The organism is Neorhizobium descurainiae, from assembly GCF_051400715.1.
In the GTDB taxonomy this organism is placed as follows: domain Bacteria; phylum Pseudomonadota; class Alphaproteobacteria; order Rhizobiales; family Rhizobiaceae; genus Neorhizobium.
Window position 1 is genome coordinate 137,397 of record NZ_JBLFFK010000007.1, and the last position, 16,297, is coordinate 153,693.

18 protein-coding genes are annotated in these 16,297 nt (G+C 62.6%); 15 read left to right on the forward strand and 3 right to left on the reverse strand.

What is annotated here, in order from left to right; translation table 11 throughout:
* The first annotated feature begins 9 nt into the window (after positions 1 to 9).
* The 12 genes from pcaD (at position 10) to ACMGE0_RS14650 (ending at position 9,232) form a co-directional block, all read left to right on the forward strand.
* Positions 10 to 804, forward strand: coding sequence for a 3-oxoadipate enol-lactonase (gene pcaD, locus ACMGE0_RS14595; protein ID WP_436816590.1), 795 nt, complete (start codon positions 10 to 12; stop codon positions 802 to 804).
* A 2-nt stretch (positions 805 to 806) separates the two neighbouring features.
* The gene (gene pcaC, locus ACMGE0_RS14600) at positions 807 to 1,223 is read left to right on the forward strand and encodes a 4-carboxymuconolactone decarboxylase (protein ID WP_436816591.1); all 417 of its coding nucleotides are present in this window, start codon (positions 807 to 809) and stop codon (positions 1,221 to 1,223) included.
* Complete coding sequence (gene pcaH / locus ACMGE0_RS14605; RefSeq protein WP_436816592.1) at positions 1,220 to 1,960, forward strand: protocatechuate 3,4-dioxygenase subunit beta; 741 nt, start codon at positions 1,220 to 1,222, stop codon at positions 1,958 to 1,960. Before pcaC ends, pcaH begins: the two co-directional genes overlap by 4 nt.
* A gap of 3 nt (positions 1,961 to 1,963) precedes the next feature.
* Positions 1,964 to 2,581, forward strand: coding sequence for a protocatechuate 3,4-dioxygenase subunit alpha (gene pcaG / locus ACMGE0_RS14610; RefSeq protein ID WP_436816593.1), 618 nt, complete (start codon positions 1,964 to 1,966; stop codon positions 2,579 to 2,581).
* Positions 2,582 to 2,616: 35 nt separating this feature from the next.
* Complete coding sequence (locus tag ACMGE0_RS14615) at positions 2,617 to 3,669, forward strand: 3-carboxy-cis,cis-muconate cycloisomerase (RefSeq protein ID WP_436816594.1); 1,053 nt, start codon at positions 2,617 to 2,619, stop codon at positions 3,667 to 3,669.
* Positions 3,670 to 3,743: 74 nt separating this feature from the next.
* Positions 3,744 to 3,995: an AbrB/MazE/SpoVT family DNA-binding domain-containing protein gene (locus ACMGE0_RS14620; protein WP_436816595.1), complete on the forward strand. Its 252-nt coding sequence runs from the start codon at positions 3,744 to 3,746 to the stop codon at positions 3,993 to 3,995.
* Positions 3,992 to 4,396: a type II toxin-antitoxin system VapC family toxin gene (locus ACMGE0_RS14625; protein ID WP_436816596.1), complete on the forward strand. Its 405-nt coding sequence runs from the start codon at positions 3,992 to 3,994 to the stop codon at positions 4,394 to 4,396. The genes ACMGE0_RS14620 and ACMGE0_RS14625 overlap by 4 nt, the downstream gene beginning before the upstream one ends.
* Positions 4,397 to 4,529: 133 nt before the next feature.
* The gene (locus ACMGE0_RS14630; RefSeq protein WP_436816597.1) at positions 4,530 to 5,705 is read left to right on the forward strand and encodes an ABC transporter substrate-binding protein; all 1,176 of its coding nucleotides are present in this window, start codon (positions 4,530 to 4,532) and stop codon (positions 5,703 to 5,705) included.
* Between the two features lie 198 nt (positions 5,706 to 5,903).
* Complete coding sequence (locus ACMGE0_RS14635; RefSeq protein WP_436816598.1) at positions 5,904 to 6,770, forward strand: branched-chain amino acid ABC transporter permease; 867 nt, start codon at positions 5,904 to 5,906, stop codon at positions 6,768 to 6,770.
* Positions 6,771 to 6,778: 8 nt separating this feature from the next.
* On the forward strand, positions 6,779 to 7,774 hold the full coding sequence (locus tag ACMGE0_RS14640; protein ID WP_436816730.1) for a branched-chain amino acid ABC transporter permease: 996 nt from the start codon (positions 6,779 to 6,781) through the stop codon (positions 7,772 to 7,774).
* Positions 7,771 to 8,535, forward strand: coding sequence for an ABC transporter ATP-binding protein (locus ACMGE0_RS14645; RefSeq protein ID WP_436816599.1), 765 nt, complete (start codon positions 7,771 to 7,773; stop codon positions 8,533 to 8,535). The genes ACMGE0_RS14640 and ACMGE0_RS14645 overlap by 4 nt, the downstream gene beginning before the upstream one ends.
* The gene (locus ACMGE0_RS14650) at positions 8,516 to 9,232 is read left to right on the forward strand and encodes an ABC transporter ATP-binding protein (protein WP_436816600.1); all 717 of its coding nucleotides are present in this window, start codon (positions 8,516 to 8,518) and stop codon (positions 9,230 to 9,232) included. The genes ACMGE0_RS14645 and ACMGE0_RS14650 overlap by 20 nt, the downstream gene beginning before the upstream one ends.
* A 34-nt stretch (positions 9,233 to 9,266) precedes the next feature.
* Here ACMGE0_RS14650 and ACMGE0_RS14655 read toward each other — a convergent pair whose 3' ends face one another.
* Both ACMGE0_RS14655 and ACMGE0_RS14660 read right to left on the reverse strand, forming a co-directional pair.
* A complete protein-coding gene (locus ACMGE0_RS14655) occupies positions 9,267 to 10,082 on the reverse strand; it encodes an alpha/beta fold hydrolase (RefSeq protein ID WP_436816601.1) in 816 nt (271 codons plus the stop codon).
* A gap of 113 nt (positions 10,083 to 10,195) precedes the next feature.
* Entirely contained in the window at positions 10,196 to 11,140 is a 945-nt protein-coding gene (locus ACMGE0_RS14660) for a LysR family transcriptional regulator (RefSeq protein ID WP_436816602.1), read from the reverse strand.
* Between the two features lie 266 nt (positions 11,141 to 11,406).
* Here ACMGE0_RS14660 and ACMGE0_RS14665 point away from each other — a divergent pair, with 266 nt between their 5' ends.
* The 3 genes from ACMGE0_RS14665 to ACMGE0_RS14675 all read left to right on the forward strand — a co-directional run bounded on the left by ACMGE0_RS14665 (position 11,407) and on the right by ACMGE0_RS14675 (position 14,299).
* Complete coding sequence (locus ACMGE0_RS14665; protein WP_436816603.1) at positions 11,407 to 13,488, forward strand: tripartite tricarboxylate transporter permease; 2,082 nt, start codon at positions 11,407 to 11,409, stop codon at positions 13,486 to 13,488.
* A gap of 186 nt (positions 13,489 to 13,674) precedes the next feature.
* Positions 13,675 to 13,998: a type II toxin-antitoxin system RelE/ParE family toxin gene (locus tag ACMGE0_RS14670; protein WP_436816604.1), complete on the forward strand. Its 324-nt coding sequence runs from the start codon at positions 13,675 to 13,677 to the stop codon at positions 13,996 to 13,998.
* Positions 13,991 to 14,299 (forward strand): helix-turn-helix domain-containing protein, encoded by a 309-nt coding sequence (locus tag ACMGE0_RS14675; protein ID WP_436816605.1) that lies wholly within the window; start codon positions 13,991 to 13,993, stop codon positions 14,297 to 14,299. Before ACMGE0_RS14670 ends, ACMGE0_RS14675 begins: the two co-directional genes overlap by 8 nt.
* Before the next feature lie 182 nt (positions 14,300 to 14,481).
* Here ACMGE0_RS14675 and ACMGE0_RS14680 read toward each other — a convergent pair whose 3' ends face one another.
* Positions 14,482 to 16,251 (reverse strand): thiamine pyrophosphate-binding protein, encoded by a 1,770-nt coding sequence (locus ACMGE0_RS14680; RefSeq protein WP_436816606.1) that lies wholly within the window; start codon positions 16,249 to 16,251, stop codon positions 14,482 to 14,484.
* Between the last annotated feature and the right edge of the window lie 46 nt (positions 16,252 to 16,297).

Consider the following 16,297-nt stretch of genomic DNA (forward strand, 5'->3'; position numbering starts at 1 on the left):
GAGGCGCGGATGCAGTTTGTACACATCAACGGGATTGTCATCCATTACGACATCCGCCGCGCAGGCGACGGCAAGCCCGTTATCGTCTTCATCAATTCGCTCGGAACGGACAGCCGCATCTGGCATAACGAACTGCCCAAGCTTGCCGAGGACCACACGATCCTCACCTATGACAAGCGCGGCCACGGGCTTTCCGGTCTCGGCAACCCGCCTTATTCGATCGAGGATCATGCAGCCGATCTCGCCGGCCTGCTGGATCATCTCGAGCTTTCCGACGTGATCGTCTGCGGCCTGTCGGTCGGCGGGCTAATCGCGCTGGGGCTTTACGAGAAGCGTCCGGACCTCGTGAAGGCGCTCATTTTCTCCAATACGGCGCACAGGATCGGCACAGCCGGGATGTGGGCGGCGCGTATCGCCGCTGTGGAAGAGAATGGCATCGGCAGCATTCTCGATGCGATCATGGAACGCTGGTTCACCGCGCCGTTCCGCAAGCCGGCGAATGCCGCCTACCAGGGCTATTGCAACATGCTCGTGCGCCAGCCGGCCCTTGGCTACAGCGGCACCTGCGCGGCTATCCGCGACGCGGATTTCACCGAAGCTGCGAAGAAGATCGCCGTGCCGGCACTCTGCATCGCCGGCCAAGAAGATGGTTCCACGCCGCCGGATCTGGTCAAGTCGCTTGCCGGTCTCATTCCCGGCTCCCGCTTTGAGATCATCGAGGACGCCGCGCATATCCCATGCGTCGAGGCGCCTGCCGCCCATGCTGCGTTGGTTCGCGGCTTCATCGAACAACTTGAGGAATAGACATGGCCGACAATTCCGCACCGTCGGAACGTTACGCCCAGGGCATGAAGACGCGCCGCTCCGTGCTGGGCGACGTGCATGTGGACCGGGCGCAAAAGAACCAGACCCCGTTCGACCAGCCGTTCCAGGAGCTCATCACCGAAGGCGCCTGGGGCACGGTCTGGTCGCGCCCCAACTGGACCAAGCGCGAGCGCTCCATGGTGACGATCGCGCTGCTTGCCGCCCTCGGCCAATATGACGAGGTCGCCATGCATATTCGCGCGACCGCCAACACGGGTGCGACAAAGGACGATATCCGCGAAGCCCTGCTGCATGTGGCGATCTATGCCGGGGTTCCGGCCGCCAACCATGCCTTCAAGGTCGCCAAGGCCACTTATGCCGAAATGGACGCGGTCGATTCCGCGGGAGAGCAAAAATGAAGAACATACTGCCTGAAACGACACCCTTCTTTCCCCGTGACCGGGAATGGCATCCGCCGGCATTCACGCCGGGCTACAAGACCTCCGTGCTGCGCTCGCCTCAGCGCGCGCTGATTTCGCTCGAGGGCACCAAGAGCGAGATCACCGGCCCGGTGTTCGGCCATAACATCATCGGCGAATTCGACAACGACCTGATCGTCAACTACGCCAAGCCCGGCGAGATGGCGATCGGCGAACGCATCCTCGTCTACGGCCGCGTGCTGGACGAACGCGGCGTCGGCGTGCCGGGTGCGCTCGTCGAATTCTGGCAGGCCAATGCCGGCGGCCGCTACCGCCACAAGAAGGAAACCTATCTCGCGCCGCTCGATCCGAATTTCGGCGGCTTCGGCCGCACGGTCACCGACGAGAACGGCGGCTATTTCTTCAAGACCATCAAGCCGGGGCCCTATCCGTGGCCGAACGGCGTCAACGACTGGCGTCCGGCGCATATACATTTCTCGGTCTTCGGCCACGGTTTCGCGCAGCGCCTGATCACCCAGATGTATTTCGAGGGCGATCCGATGATCTGGATTTGTCCCATCGTGAAGACCATTCCGGACGAGAACGCCATCAAGGGCCTGATCGCCGCTCTCGACATGCAGAACACAATTCCTCATGACATGAGAGCTTACAAATTCGACATCATCTTGCGCGGCCGTCGCTCGACATTTTTCGAGAACCGCAAGGAAGGTAACTGATCCATGGTCCAGCAGCTTCACTACTTGAAGGAATCCGCCTCGCAGACCGCGGGACCGTATGTGCATATCGGCTGCACGCCGAACTTTTCCGGCATTACCGGTGTCTACGAGACCGATCTGGGCTCCGGCTCGCTGGTCAATGAGAAGACCCGCGGCGAGCGCATCACCATTCGCGGTTTCGTCTATGACGGCGCCATGACGCCGCTCAAGGACGCGCTGATCGAGATCTGGCAGGCGGATGCCGACGGTTTCTACAACAGCCCCTCGGAAACCCGCGGCAAGGCCGACCCGAACTTCTTCGGCTGGGCCCGCCAGCCGGGCGACATGGCGACCGGCGAATTCGCCTTCGAGACGATCAAGCCCGGGAAAGTGCCCTTCCGCGACGGCCGCCCGATGGCTCCGCACGTCAATTTCTGGATCGTCGCGCGCGGCATCAACCTCGGCCTCAACACCCGCATGTACTTCTCCGACGAGGAAGAAGCCAATGCGGCGGACCCGATCCTGTCGCGCATCGAGCACCGCGTCCGCGTCCCCACCCTGATCGGCAAGCGCGAAGGCGACACCGTCACCTTCAACATCTATCTTCAGGGCGAGAACGAGACGATATTCTTCGATATCTAAACCGGAGAATCAGAGGCCCGGCGACGGGAATGCACATGAGCGTCTCGGCATTCGAGCACCCGTTTCTTTCCGGTCTCGTCGGCGACGACGAGACCGGAAAGCTGTTTTCGGCGCAAGTCGAGATCGGCGCCATGCTCGCCTTCGAAGCGGGCCTTGCCAGGGCCGAGGCGGCCTTCGGCGTCATCCCCGCCGATGCGGCCGAACGCATTTCGGCCGTTTGCAGCACGTTCCAGCCGGACATGGCCGGGCTGCGCCAAGGAACCGGCCGTGACGGCGTCGTGGTTGCCGAACTCGTCAAGCAGCTCCGCGGGGCTCTCGGCGGCGAGGCCGGAAAGCACGTGCATTTCGGCGCGACCAGCCAGGACGTCATCGATACGGCGCTGATGATCCGCCTGAAAAAGGTCTGCATCCTCTTCATCGAACGGCTTGCCGCGCTCGAAAAAGCCTTCGGGGAAATCGATGCGAAATTCGGCACGCGGGCACTGATGGGGCATACGCGCATGCAGGCGGCAATCCCGATCACCGTCTCCGACCGCATCCGCGCCTGGCGGGACCCTCTGACGCGGCATCGCCGGCGGCTGGATGCCTTTTCCGAAAATGGTTTCGCCGTACAGTTCGGCGGGGCCGCCGGCACCCTGGAAAAACTGGGTGGAAAGGCTGCCGAGGTGCGCGAGGCGCTCGCCCGGGAACTGCTTCTCACGGATGCGCCGCAATGGCAGAGCCAGCGCGACCGCCTGGCGGAATTCGCCGGCATCCTGGCGTTGATCTCGGGCTCGCTCGGCAAGCTCGGCCAGGACGTGGCGCTGCTTGCCGAAATAGGCGGCGAGATGGAACTTGCCGGCGGCGGAGGTTCCTCCGCCATGGCCCACAAGCAGAACCCGGTTGCGGCCGAAGTGCTGGTCTCGCTCGGCCGTTTCAACGCGGTGCAGCTTTCCGGCATGCAGCAGGCCATGGTGCACGAGCAGGAGCGCTCCGGCGCCGCCTGGACGCTCGAATGGCTGATCCTGCCGCCCATGGTGATGGCGACGGGTGCGTCGCTGCGCCTTGCCGCGGAACTTGCCGGCAATGTCAGGTCGCTCGGGAAGTGATGACGGCGCTTCATTGAAAATTGTGCCCTCATGTAATACCTTTTTCAAGCAAAGCATTACCGAGGTATTTGTCCATGAGCACGACCGTAACCGCCAAAGGCCAGGTGACTATTCCGAAGGCAGTGCGCAATCTTTTGGGTATCGTGCCGGGATCTCAGATCGAATTTGAGAGAGCCGATGATGGTAATGTGATCATAAAGCGCGCTGACGGTAAAAAGCCAACGGGGCGTTTTGCTAAGTTTCGCGGCCACGCCGGGCCGGGCATGAACACCGACGAGCTCATGAACACCGACGAGCTTATGAATTTGCTTCGGGGGGATGATTGACGCTCGTTGATACGAACGTTCTGCTGGACCTTCTCACCGCCGATCCTCGATGGGCGAACTGGTCAGAAGGGCAGTTGGAGGCCGCCGCGCTGCGAGGACCAGTGTTCATCAATGATATTATCTATGCCGAGCTGGCCACGCGATATCAACGGATTGAAGAGCTTAACGCTTTTGTGGACGGAAGCGGCCTGATCATGGCTCCGATATCAAGGTCTGCCTTGTTCATCGCCGCAAAAGCTCATCTTCTGTATCGCAATGCAGGGGGCAGGAAGACAGGCGTTTTGTCGGATTTCTTCATCGGGGCTCAAGCAGCGGCGGAAGGCACTCCATTGCTTACACGTGACATCAGAAAATACCGGACCTATTTTCCGCAGGTGGAATTGCTCGTGCCAGAGGCCTGATTAGAAGGGCGGAGGGCAGTCCGTAGTCCGGTTTGAATGCTTGACTATTTCACATGACGTAGTGTCCGCCGCTTCCGTTGAGTGGCGGGTAAGCGAGACGCCCGCCGGGCGATGGGCTTTTAGGGAGGGCCTTATGAAGAAACTTGTTATAGCCGCATTTGCGGTCGCCGTTCTGTCGAGTGCGGCTTATGCCGATACGATCAAGGTCGGCGTCATCGGTCCGTTCTCCGGACCTTTCGCCATCTCCGGCAAGAATTTCAAAGCGGGCATCGATGCCTGGCTTGCGGTCAACGGCAACAAGGTCGGCGACAACGAGATCCAGATCGTCTATCGCGACATACCGCAGGCCGATCCTGCGCAGTCCAAATCGCTGGCGCAGGAGCTCATCGTGCGCGAGGGGGTGCAATATCTCGCCGGCTTCTACTTCACGCCGGATGCCATGGCCGCCGCGCCGCTCTTGAGCCAGGGCAATGTGCCGATGGTGGTGATGAACGCGGCAACGTCCGCGATCGTCACGGCGAGCCCCTATGTGGTGCGCACGTCCTTCACCATGTGGCAGAACACGACGCCGATCGCCAAAGTGGCGAAGGATCAGGGCGTCATCAAGGTGATCACGCTGGTTTCCGACTACGGTCCGGGCATCGATGCGGAAAACGCCTTCAAGGCAGCTTTCGAGAAGGAGGGCGGCCAGGTGGTCGAAACGATCCGCATGCCGCTTTCCACCAACGACTTCGCGCCGCTGATGCAGCGCGTGAGGGATTCGGGGGCGGAGGCGCTCTTCACCTTCCTGCCGTCGGGACCGCCGACGCTCGCCTTCGTGAAGGCCTATAACGACAACGGGCTGAAGACGGCCGGCATCAAGTTCTTCGCGACCGGCGACCTGACGCCGGAGTCGGATCTGCCGGCGCTGGGTGATGCCGGCCTCGGCCTGACGACCACCTACCACTATTCCGTCTCGCACGATTCGCTGGAGAACAAGGCTTTCGTCGCGGCCGCGGAGAAGGCGATCGGCAATCCCGCAGAGCTGACCTTCCCGGCGGTCGGCGCCTATGACGGCATGTATGTGATCTCCAGGATGATCGAGGCGACCGGCGGGAAGAAGGACGCCAAGGCGGCCGTCGAGGCCGTGAAGGGTCTTTCATGGACGAGCCCGCGCGGGCCGGTCACCATCGATCCGGAAAGCAGGCACATCACCCAGAACGTCTACCTGCGTGAGGTCGCCAGGGACGCAGATGGCAAATACATCAACAAGGAGATCCAGACCTTTGAAAAGCAAGGCGATCCGGGTCTGGCTTTTGCGAAGAAATAGGTTTGATTTTCGGGTTGTTTGCCCCTCATCCGCCTGCCGGCACCTTCTCCCCGCTTGCGGGGAGAAGGACTTATGACGCACCGCTTTCCCGATTGAAGGCGCTGCCCGGGCACATCCCCTCTCGCCGCGAGCGGGGAGAGGGTTAGGGGCATTCAGGCACGGGAAAGCTCTCCGCATCGATCGAGGAACCACCAAACCATGCAGACCGTGTTCAGCATAGCCGTCGATGCGCTGGCCTATGGCATGGTGCTGTTCGTGATCTCGATCGGGCTTTCGGTGACGATGGGCCTGATGCGGGTGGTGAACCTGGCGCACGGGGCCTTCGCGATGATCGGCGGATATCTTGCCTCCTACGCGGCGCGCGATCTGGGCCTAGGATACGCCGCCGGTATCCTGATTGCGGTCGTTGGCACGGTGATCATCGCCATTCCCCTGGAACGCTTCCTCTACCGCCGTCTCTACGGCGCCACCGAGCTGACGCAGGTGCTGATGACGATCGGCATCACCTTCTGTGTCATCGGAATCGCCAATTTCATCTTCGGCCCGACGCTGAAGACCATTCCTCTGCCGCCGGCGTTGCAGGGTTCTGTCGACCTCGGCTTCCGCTCGATCGCCGCGCACCGCGTCTTCGCGATCGTCTGCGGCCTCATCGTGGCGCTGGCGCTCTGGTTCCTGATCGAACGCACCGCCTTCGGCATCCGGCTGCGGGCGGCGGTGGACAATGCCGCGATGGCCGCGGCCCTCGGCGTGCGGACGGAAATCATCTATGCGGTGAGTTTTGCGGTAGCGATCGGGCTTGCAGCGCTCGGGGGCGTGGTCGGGGCCGAGCTCCTGCCGGTGGAACCCTATTACGCACTGCGCTACATGGTGACCTTTCTCGTGGTCGTTTCGGTCGGCGGGGCGGGCTCCATTCCGGGCGCGCTGCTTGCCTGTCTGGTTCTCGGCGCAATCGACACGACCGGCCGCTATCTCGCGCCTGAATACGGCGAGTTCTTTTTCTACCTGGCGGTGATCGTGATCGTGACGCTGTTTCCGCGCGGGCTCCTGGGACGGTCGAAACAATGACGGTACCGATGGAGCATAGTGCGACGGCCAGCCCCCCGATTATCCGGCGTCTTGCTGATGGCGGGTTGATCGGGGTTCTGGCAATTATCGTGATCGGCGTAGCCGGTTATTACCTCTTTCCAAACAACCTGGCGCTGCTGACGCGGATGACGGCGACGGCGCTCCTGGTCCTGTCGCTTGATCTCGTCACCGGCTATTGCGGCGTCGCAACGCTCGGGCATGCGGCATTGTTCGGGGCAGGCGCATACGGTGCGGGAATCGCGGCCGCGCATTTCGGTATTGCCGAGCCATTCACCATGACCTTGATCGGAGCCGTCGCCGGCGCCGTGGCCGGGCTCGCAGCGGGCTTCGTGATCTTGCGCGCGCATGGCCTGGCGCAGCTCGTTCTGTCGATCGCGGTCATCCACCTCTTCCACGAGGCGGCCAACAAGGCGTCGAGCTGGACCGGCGGCAGCGACGGGCTCTCCGGCATCATGCCGAATGCCATCTTCGGCCTCTTCGAATTCGATCTCTGGGGGCAGACGGCCTATATCTACGGTCTCGCGCTGCTGATCCTTGTTTTCGTGGCGCTTAAAGTTCTCGTCCGCTCGCCCTTCGGCATGCTGGCGCGCGGGGTGAGGGAAGACCCTGTCCGCGTGAGCGCCATGGGCGCCTCGGTCCACTCGGTGCTTCTCAGAATCTACATGATTTCCGGGGCGGTGGCAGGCATCGGCGGCGCGCTCTCGGCCATCTCCACGCAAGTCGTCGGCCTCGACAGCCTTTCCTTCACGCTTTCGGCGGAAGCGCTGGTCATGCTGGTTCTCGGCGGTGCAGGCTCGCTCTACGGCGCGATGATCGGCACGGCCGTCTTCATGTTCTTCGAGGATACGCTTTCGGCGATCAACCCATTCCACTGGCTCACCATCATCGGGGCGCTGCTGGTCATGGTCGTGCTGTTCGCGCCGAAGGGACTGTATGGCTCGGCGGTGGCGCTTGTCGGCCGCTTCAGGCGGAGGCGGGCATGAGCGCGCTCTTCGAGGTCCGTAACCTCAAGAAGAATTTCGGCGGCCTTGCGGTCACCAACGACGTGTCGATCGGCATGGCGCCGGGCGATCGGGTCGCGTTGATCGGCCCCAACGGCGCCGGCAAGACCACCTTCGTCAATCTCGTCACAGGCAATCTGAAGGCTGATTCTGGCCACGTCTTTCTCGGAAATGAGGATATCACTACGCTCAGGGCAGCGGAGCGGGTGCGCCGAGGGCTCGTCCGCTCCTTCCAGGTGACACGGCTCTTTCTCGACATGACGCCCGAGGAGCATGTGGCCTTGGCCATCCTGCAGCGGGAAGGCCACGCCGGCCGAATGCTCGGCCACTATTCGGGGCGACCTATGCTCATGCGGGAGGTAAGAGAAATACTGCATCAGTTTGGTCTTATTGAACTTTCTAACATCAAAACGCGAGAGATTGCCTACGGTCAGCAGCGTCTTCTGGAGATCGCGCTGGCGCTCGCGCTCAGGCCGAAAGTGCTGCTGCTCGACGAACCGGCGGCCGGGGTGCCGCAATCGGAAACGTCGCGCATCGAGGCGGCGCTGAAGGGGCTTCCCGCTGGCCTTGCCGTGCTGATGATCGATCACGACATGGACCTCGTCTTCCGCTTCGCCAAGCGGGTGATCGTGCTGGCCGCGGGCACGGTGATCTTCGACGGTCCGCCGAAGGACGTGATTGGCGATGCCCGTGTCCGGGAGGCCTATCTGGGGAACTACGCCGATGCCGGCAGCGTCGCTTGAAATCAAGAACCTCTCGGCCGGCTATGGCCCGACGCGCGTGATCGAGGACGTCTCCTTCTTCGTGCCCGCCGGTTCGCGGCTGGCGGTGCTCGGCCGCAACGGGGTGGGCAAGACCAGCCTGCTTGCCACGCTCGCCGGCCAGACCCGGCGCTATCACGGTGAAATCCGTCTTGACGGCCGCGACATGGCAAACGAGCCAAGCGCGGCCCGGGCGCTCGCCGGCCTCGGCTACGTGCCGCAGACCCGCGACGTTTTCCCGACGTTGACGGTCGAGGAAAACCTCTTCGTCGGGTTGAAGCACGGGCCGAAGGGCGCCATTTCCGAGGCCTACGACATGTTTCCGCGGCTGAAGGAGCGGCGGAAGAACCTCGGCCGGCAGCTTTCCGGCGGCGAGCAGCAGATGCTTTCGACCGCCCGCAGCATTCTCGGAAAGCCGACCGTGCTTCTGCTCGACGAACCGCTGGAAGGATTGGCGCCGGTCATCTGCGAGGAACTGATGGTGGCGTTTTCAACGCTCGCCCGATCCGGCGAAATGACCATTCTGCTCGTCGAGCAACGCATCCAGAGCGCGCTCGATTTCGCCGATGGCGTCATCATCCTGGAACGCGGCCGCATCGCCTGGCAGGGCACGCCCCAGGCGCTCGCCACCGATCACGGTACGGTGGAACGCCTGCTCGGCGTCGGCGGCCTGCATTGAAGGACTGCAGGCCGATCGCGTCCCCGCTGACCTGTCAAGCCTCGGCGGCCTTCACCAGCTCCTTGAGATGCCCGGCAATGGTTGCGGGCACTTCGAGCGGCGTGAAATGCCGCACGCCATCCATGATGAAAAGCGATGCGCCGGGGATGTTCTCGGTCATGTAACGCGCCATCTCCGGCGGGGTCGCATAGTCCTCGGTGCCGACAGCGATGCGGCAGGGGAGGTTGAATTTCGGGAGAGCAGCGCGCAGATCGGCATTGCCGAGCATGGCGCAGGTCGCCGCATAGGCCGGCAGCTCGTTCTTCAGAAAAACGCCGATCGCCTTTTCGACCACGTCCGGATTGGCTTCGCGGAAGCCATCGCTGAACCAGCGGGTCTTCTGAAAACCGACGAGTGCACCCATGCCTTCGGCAAGCGCCTTGTCGGCGCGCTCCGCCCAGGCTTTGGGAGCATCCTCGCCATACCAGGCGGTGGTGTCGAAAAGACCGAGCCCTTCGACGCGCTGCGGATGGTTGCCGGCGAAGGCAAGCGCCACGCACCCGCCCATGGAGGCGCCGGCAACCACGGCAGAAGGCCAGCCGACATGATCCATGAGATCGGCGAGATCATCGGCGAAAAGCTCGACGCTGTAGGGGCCGGCGGGCTTGCCCGACGCGCCGTGGCCGCGGCAGTCGTAAATCAAGGCATCGGCAAAACCATCGAGCGCTGCCGCCGTCGGCTCCCAGAAGGTCTTGTCCATGGCGAGCGAATGCACGAGCGCGACGCGGCCTCCGCCGCTTCCCTTCACGAGGCGATAGGAGATCTTCGTGCCGTCGCGGGTGGTGGCGGTGCTGTTCAACGGATCGTTCACTTCGAAATCCTCCTGGATCGCCATTGCGTCATACTGTATGACAATTCCTATAGCAAATCGCGCCCGGGAGACAACAGCCGATCTGACGATTGCCGCGTTTGTGGGTGGACGACCTAGCCGGCGGCGGAAAGTGCCAGACCCTCCGCGCCGGTCTCTTCGGCCAGCTGGCGGGCGACCTGGGCGAGCTGGCGGCGCAGCCATTTGTGGGCGGGAAGGTCCGTATGCACGTCGCTCCAGACGGCCGTGGCGGAGACCTGCATGTTCGGCACCGGTACGGGACAGAAATAAAACCGCGACGGATCGAAGATCGGCGCCATCTTCTCGAACACCAAGACGATGAGATCGGATCGGGAAACGATCGCCGGTGCGGCCAGGAACTGATGGACCGTGGTCGCGACGCGCCGCTTGAGGCCGGCCTGCGCCAGGAAACGGTCGGCGCGGCTTACGTCGCTCATGCCGGGCTTGACGGCAAGCTGGTCGGCCGCAAGGAACTCGCCGAGTGTGATCGGACGGCCGGCGAGCGGATGGCCCTGCCGCATCATGCAGAGATACTTGTCCTCAAAGAGGGGCATATGCTTGAAGCGGCGCGGCAGGTTGGGAATGACGCCAACGGCAAGGTCGATTTCGCTGCTGTCGAGCAGCGCCGGCAGTTCCTCGTTCGGCCGCGACTGGATCTGGAGACTGACCCGCGGCGCGACCCGCCCGATATGTTCGATCAGCAGCGGCAGGAGCACCACCGAAGCATGGTCGGATACCGCGAGGCTGAAGGTCCAGTCCGGATCGCCAGACTCGAAGGTGGTCGGCTCCAGCGCCTCCTCAATCTGCCGCATGGCAGCCTGGACGGGCCCGGCGATCTCCAGCGCGCGCGGGGTAGGGCGCATGCCGTCCGCCGTGCGCAGGAAAAGCCGGTCGTTGAGGAGCAGCCGCAGGCGGTTGAGCGCGTTGGACAGCGCCGGCTGCGACATGCCGAGCCTTTCAGCGGCGCGGCTAACGCTGCCCTCCACGATCATGGCATCGAAGACCACCAGGAGCTTGAGATCGACATTCGCTAAATTCATCTGGATGATAATACTCTTCGCTTTTTGAATTTGCCAATGGCCGTTCGGTCAGTCCACCATTGTCGTACAAAAATACAATACTACACAGGCGCTTGTGATGGAAATCACACGTGTAAGTGCATGCGTATTTGGACGGCCCCTCGACGCACGGCGCTTCGCTGGCGGATGCCGTCCCGGAGTGATAGCTCCGGAAACGAGGGAGGAGGCGCCTCGCAAAGCGCTAAACGAACAATAAGCCTCGCGGGCCGCGGGGCGGTGGAGGACATATGCATCTTCTGGAACAGGCCATGGCGGCGTTTACGGTCATTTTCGACCCGATGCGCTTCCTGATCATCATGCTGGGTTGCCTACTCGGCCTTTTCATTGGGGTCATTCCCGGCATCGGCGGTCTGGCGGGCATGGCGCTGCTTCTGCCGTTCACCTACACGATGGACCCCTATACGGCGCTTGCCTTTTTGATCGGCATGTGGGCGGTGACGCCGACGGCCGATACGATCCCCTCGATCCTGATCGGGGTGCCCGGAGCGGCGGGCTCGGCGGCAACCGTCATGGACGGTTATCCCATGGCACGCCGCGGTGAGGGCGGGCGGGCGCTCGGCGCCTCCTACACCGCCTCGCTGATCGGCGGCATTTTCGGCGCCGTCCTGCTCGGCATCGCCATCCCGATCCTGCGTCCCTTCATGATGGCTTTCGGCACGCCGGAGCTTCTGGCGCTCTGTGTGCTCGGTCTGACGCTCGTGGCGGCCGTCAGCCAGGGCAACATGATGAAGGGCCTGGTTGCCGCCTGTTTCGGCGTGGTCATCGCCTCAGTGGGCGACGAGGCGCAGACCGGCGAACTGCGCTGGACCTTCGATTCCATCTATCTCTGGGAAGGCGTACCGCTTGAAGCCCTCGTGCTCGGCCTCTTCGCCGTGCCGGAACTGATCGAGCTCGGCGCCGCGCGCCAGTCGGTCGCCCTTCACCGCAGCGAAAGCATCCTGCGCGACCAGTTCCGCGGCGTACGCGATGCGCTCCAGAACATCCGCCTCGTCTTCCAGAGCTCCTGGCTCGGTGCGATCCTCGGCTCTGTTCCCGGCCTCGGCGGTCCGGCGATCGACTGGATCGCCTACGGTTCGGCGGCAAAGTCGGTCAAGGGCGGCACCGAGAGCTTCGGCACCGGTGACGTGCGCGGCGTCATCGCCTGCGAGGCGGCCAACAATTCCCGGGAGGGTGGCGCGCTCATCCCGACGCTCGCCTTCGGCATTCCGGCAAGCGCCACCATGGCGATCCTGCTCGGCGCCTTCATGATGCACGGTATCCAGCCAGGCCCGAAGCTGCTCACCGAACAGCTCGACATAACCTACACGATCGTCTGGAGCCTGATGATCGCCAACATCATCGGCGTGCTCATCTGTTTCGCCTTCGTGTCGCAGCTCGCCAAGCTGGCGCTGGTGCCGGCCGGCATCCTGGTGCCGACGGTGCTCGCGATCGTCTTCATCGGCGCCTATTCGGCCACCCGCGATATCGGCGACATCATCGTGCTCCTGATCTTCTCGGTGATCGGCTGGGGCATGAAACGTTTCGGCTGGGCGCGCGCGCCCGTGCTGCTCGGCCTCGTCCTCGGCGGTCTGGTGGAGCAGTATCTGTTCATCTCCACCAGCCGTTACGGTTCCGACTGGCTCACCCGTCCCGGCGTCGTCGTCATTCTGGCGATCCCGGTTCTCTATTTCGCCTACAGTGCGGTAAAATTCTTCCTGAAGCGCCGCACGCCGGCTCTGGCCGCGGTCGGGGCAGCCGTCAGCGAACCTGCGGCGCCGAAACTGGTGGAGCCGGCCGGCCCGATTTCCCTGGTCGACCGCATTATGCTGCCGGGAATGTGGGTCCTCGCCGCGATCCTGTTCGCAACGGCGCTCGCCACCTCGACCGAATGGGCGCTTGCCGCAAGGCTGATGCCGCAGACGGTCTCGGCCGTCGGTCTCCTCGTGGTGATCTGCTCGGGGATCGGCATCTACATGAGGAAGCGGGCCGGCGAGACGATCGTCAAGCCGCGCAAGGTGAACGAAGCCGATCCGCTGGAAGCCATGCCGGACCGCGAGCTCTACAAGCGCATGGGCATCATGTTCGCCTGGGTGCTTTCGGTCTTCGTGGGCACGCTGCTGATCGGCCTGCTGCCGACGCTGCTCTTCTTCATGATCGGCTACATGCGCTTCGAGGGCAAACAGCCCTGGATCCATACGCTGGTGATCGCGCTCGTCATCTGGGTCGCTATGTTCGTCCTCTTCGACAATCTTTTGAACATGCCCTGGCCGCAATCCTATCTCGGCGATGCTTTCCCGGCGCTGCGCACCGCGGTCTCGGACATCATCTGAGGCGCGGTCATTCGAAACGGAAAGGGCGCCTTGACCCGTCGGCTCCGGCCTTCGTCACCCTTCTGCAGGAGCTGTGGGAAAAATCGGCTGCCTGAATTTCACAGCTGGCCAATGACGCCGGTCGGCTAATACGCCAACGGCACATTTTTTCTTGACGCAATTACGCCAACGGCGTAGTCGTCAATCATGAAAATCGTTCGTACCGGGCGTTATCTGAAGGATATGAAACGGATCGGTGCTTCGGTCGCCGACATGGCCTCAGTGGAGCAGGAGATTGCTGCAAATCCGACTGCCGGCGATGTTATTCAGGGCCTGAGTGGCATTCGAAAAATTCGCTTTGGTTTTGGTAATCGTGGCAAGCGAGGAGGCGGAAGGGCGATCTACTTCCTTATGCTCTCGGACGACACGGTTCTGATGATCACGGCCTATGCCAAGAACGAGAAAGCCGATCTTTCGCAGGCGGACAAAAAGGTGATCCTGGCTTTGCTCAAGGAGTTGGACAATGACTGATGAAAGAACTGAACTCGGGGTTGCTCTTGAAGACGGGCTGAAGGAAGCGCTTGCTTGGAAGCGCGGCGAACTCGCGCTCGAAACGGTCAATATCGATCCAATGCCGGTCGAGCGCATCCGAGCCATTCGCAAGAAGGTCGCGAAATCCGCAAAGGAGTTCGAGCGTCGTTTTGGTATCCCTGCCGCCACTGTCAATAACTGGGAACAGGGCCGGCGCTCCCCTGATCCGGCCGGCCGCCTTTTGCTTAAGGTAATTGAGCAGGCGCCTGAAATTGTCGAGAAGGCAGCTCATGCGGCATGAAATACCTAGATGTATAGCTGGCCTGAAACTGGCATACCTAACTCTAAGAGAAATCAGTTAGAAAAAGATTCCAATTGAAAATTCGGAGCCGTTGAGCACACTTTCGTCGGATCACACTATCCAAAAAAAGAAGCCTCGCTCAGGTGAGCGGGGCCAAGGCACTGGGAAAACAGTAGCCGTCTTCAGGCGAGCTCGACCATTGGGTCACGGCAGTATTCCGGCGGCACGCGGACGTCGATCACCCAGGGCTGGCCTGCCTTGACCTTCTCGATGCCGCGCGTGAGCGCGCTGGCGAGAGCGGCGAGATCGGTGATGGGGCCTTCGCCGTCGATGCCCTGGGCCTTCGCCAGCATCAACAGATCCGGAACCGGGTCCTGCAGGCGCTGGCCGACCCAGGCGTTTTCCGGCGGGCGGCCACGGCTCACCGCGACCTGCGCCTGGTGGTGTTCGTCGTTGAAGTAGGAATTGTTGTTGGAGATGACGTAGAGCAGCGGGATGCCCTGCGACGCCGCGCTCCAGAGCGCCGTATTGCCCATGGTGAAATCGCCGTCGCCGACGATCGCGATCGGTACGCGCGGAGACTGCATGTCGCGCAGTGCCAGCGCCGCGCCGATGCCGATGCTGGGGCCGGAGCCCACGCCGCCGCCGCCGTTATGGCCGAGATAGTCGTGCGGATGCTCGAGCTCGTTGGCATTCACAGGCCAGCCGAGCGGACGCGAGGTGAGGCAGACGTCGATGTCGCGCGTCACCTTGTTGAAGACCTTGGCAAGATCCATGAGGCTGATTTCGCCCGAAGTCCTGGACGGTTCCGGGTCGAGACGGCGCTTTTCGTATTTCTTCGGAACCGGCAGGCGCGGCCTCAGCGCTTCCAGAAGCCTTGAAACAGCGGTTTCCGGTACCGTTGGGATGTTGACGTCCACGGCCGGCAGGCCCTGATAGTCCATGTTCCAGCCGCGATGGATGTTGAAGTCGTTCGAGACGTTGATGACCGGGGCGCTCGGGGTTCCAGCCGGGAAGACCTGATTCACGGTGCCAGCGAGATCGAGCCAGTCGAGCGAGAGGATCGCGTCTGCTTCCGTCAGGTGCTTGAGCAGGTTCTTGGAAAGCTTCCAGCCGGTCTCGCCGATGAACAGCGGGTGCGTGGTCGGGAAGCTGGTCGCGAGCTTCACATGGGTCAGCACCTTGGCGCCGATGAGTTCGGCAAGCTTGACGCGGTCGGCCCAGCCTTCCTCGCTGCGCGAGGTGCGGCCGCAAAGGATGACGGGGCGCTTCGCCTTGGCGAGGATTTCGACCGCCTCTTCAAGATCGCGGCGCGGCGGCTCGGGATCGGCCGGCACCTTGAAGCGGGAGATGTCGTGCAGCGCCGGAACCTTGTCGAGCTCCATTTCCTGAACAGTGACGTCGAGGTTCACATAGGTCGGGCCGGAAGGGCGGACGGTCGAAAGCATCGTGGCGCGGCGGATCGATTCGACCGCCGCTTCCGGCGAGGCGGGTTCGTCGTCCCATTTGGTGAAGTCGCGGACGAGACCGCCCTGGTCGATCGTGCAGTGGATCCACTCGATCCAGGGCCGGCGCTTGGTGGCGTCGAGCGGGCCGGTGGCGCCGATGACCACGACCGGCACGCGGTCGCACCAGGCGTCGAAAATGCCCATGGTGGCATGCATCAGGCCGACATTCGAATGGACGGCCGCGGCGAGCGGCTTGTCAGTGATCTTCGCCCAGCCTTGCGCGATGCCGATCGCGTGTTCCTCGTGCATGCACAGAATGATCTTCGGCTTTTCGTTGCCGAGATAATTGACCAGACTGTCATGGAGGTGACGATAGCTCGCGCCGGGATTGAGGCAGATATAGGGGAAACCCTGTTCCCGGATCGTCGCGGCGATCAGGTCGCTGCCGTATTTAGGCGCACCGGTTTCAACCGGGACGAAATGCTTCGTGCCCTGGTGGTCCATGGTCGGACTCCTCAAATTTTGAAGGGAAAAGACAAAAGCGCCCGAA

What these genes read in the sequence shown, in the direction of transcription:
- pcaD (WP_436816590.1), top strand. Translation starts at nt 10, where the DNA reads ATGCAGTTTGTACACATCAACGGGATTGTCATCCATTACGACATCCGC.
- pcaC (WP_436816591.1), top strand. Translation starts at nt 807, where the DNA reads ATGGCCGACAATTCCGCACCGTCGGAACGTTACGCCCAGGGCATGAAG.
- pcaH (WP_436816592.1), top strand. Translation starts at nt 1,220, where the DNA reads ATGAAGAACATACTGCCTGAAACGACACCCTTCTTTCCCCGTGACCGG.
- pcaG (WP_436816593.1), top strand. Translation starts at nt 1,964, where the DNA reads ATGGTCCAGCAGCTTCACTACTTGAAGGAATCCGCCTCGCAGACCGCG.
- ACMGE0_RS14615 (WP_436816594.1), top strand. Translation starts at nt 2,617, where the DNA reads ATGAGCGTCTCGGCATTCGAGCACCCGTTTCTTTCCGGTCTCGTCGGC.
- ACMGE0_RS14620 (WP_436816595.1), top strand. Translation starts at nt 3,744, where the DNA reads ATGAGCACGACCGTAACCGCCAAAGGCCAGGTGACTATTCCGAAGGCA.
- ACMGE0_RS14630 (WP_436816597.1), top strand. Translation starts at nt 4,530, where the DNA reads ATGAAGAAACTTGTTATAGCCGCATTTGCGGTCGCCGTTCTGTCGAGT.
- ACMGE0_RS14635 (WP_436816598.1), top strand. Translation starts at nt 5,904, where the DNA reads ATGCAGACCGTGTTCAGCATAGCCGTCGATGCGCTGGCCTATGGCATG.
- ACMGE0_RS14640 (WP_436816730.1), top strand. Translation starts at nt 6,779, where the DNA reads ATGGAGCATAGTGCGACGGCCAGCCCCCCGATTATCCGGCGTCTTGCT.
- ACMGE0_RS14645 (WP_436816599.1), top strand. Translation starts at nt 7,771, where the DNA reads ATGAGCGCGCTCTTCGAGGTCCGTAACCTCAAGAAGAATTTCGGCGGC.
- ACMGE0_RS14650 (WP_436816600.1), top strand. Translation starts at nt 8,516, where the DNA reads ATGCCGGCAGCGTCGCTTGAAATCAAGAACCTCTCGGCCGGCTATGGC.
- ACMGE0_RS14660 (WP_436816602.1), bottom strand. Translation starts at nt 11,140, where the DNA reads ATGAATTTAGCGAATGTCGATCTCAAGCTCCTGGTGGTCTTCGATGCC.
- ACMGE0_RS14665 (WP_436816603.1), top strand. Translation starts at nt 11,407, where the DNA reads ATGCATCTTCTGGAACAGGCCATGGCGGCGTTTACGGTCATTTTCGAC.
- ACMGE0_RS14670 (WP_436816604.1), top strand. Translation starts at nt 13,675, where the DNA reads ATGAAAATCGTTCGTACCGGGCGTTATCTGAAGGATATGAAACGGATC.
- ACMGE0_RS14675 (WP_436816605.1), top strand. Translation starts at nt 13,991, where the DNA reads ATGACTGATGAAAGAACTGAACTCGGGGTTGCTCTTGAAGACGGGCTG.
- ACMGE0_RS14680 (WP_436816606.1), bottom strand. Translation starts at nt 16,251, where the DNA reads ATGGACCACCAGGGCACGAAGCATTTCGTCCCGGTTGAAACCGGTGCG.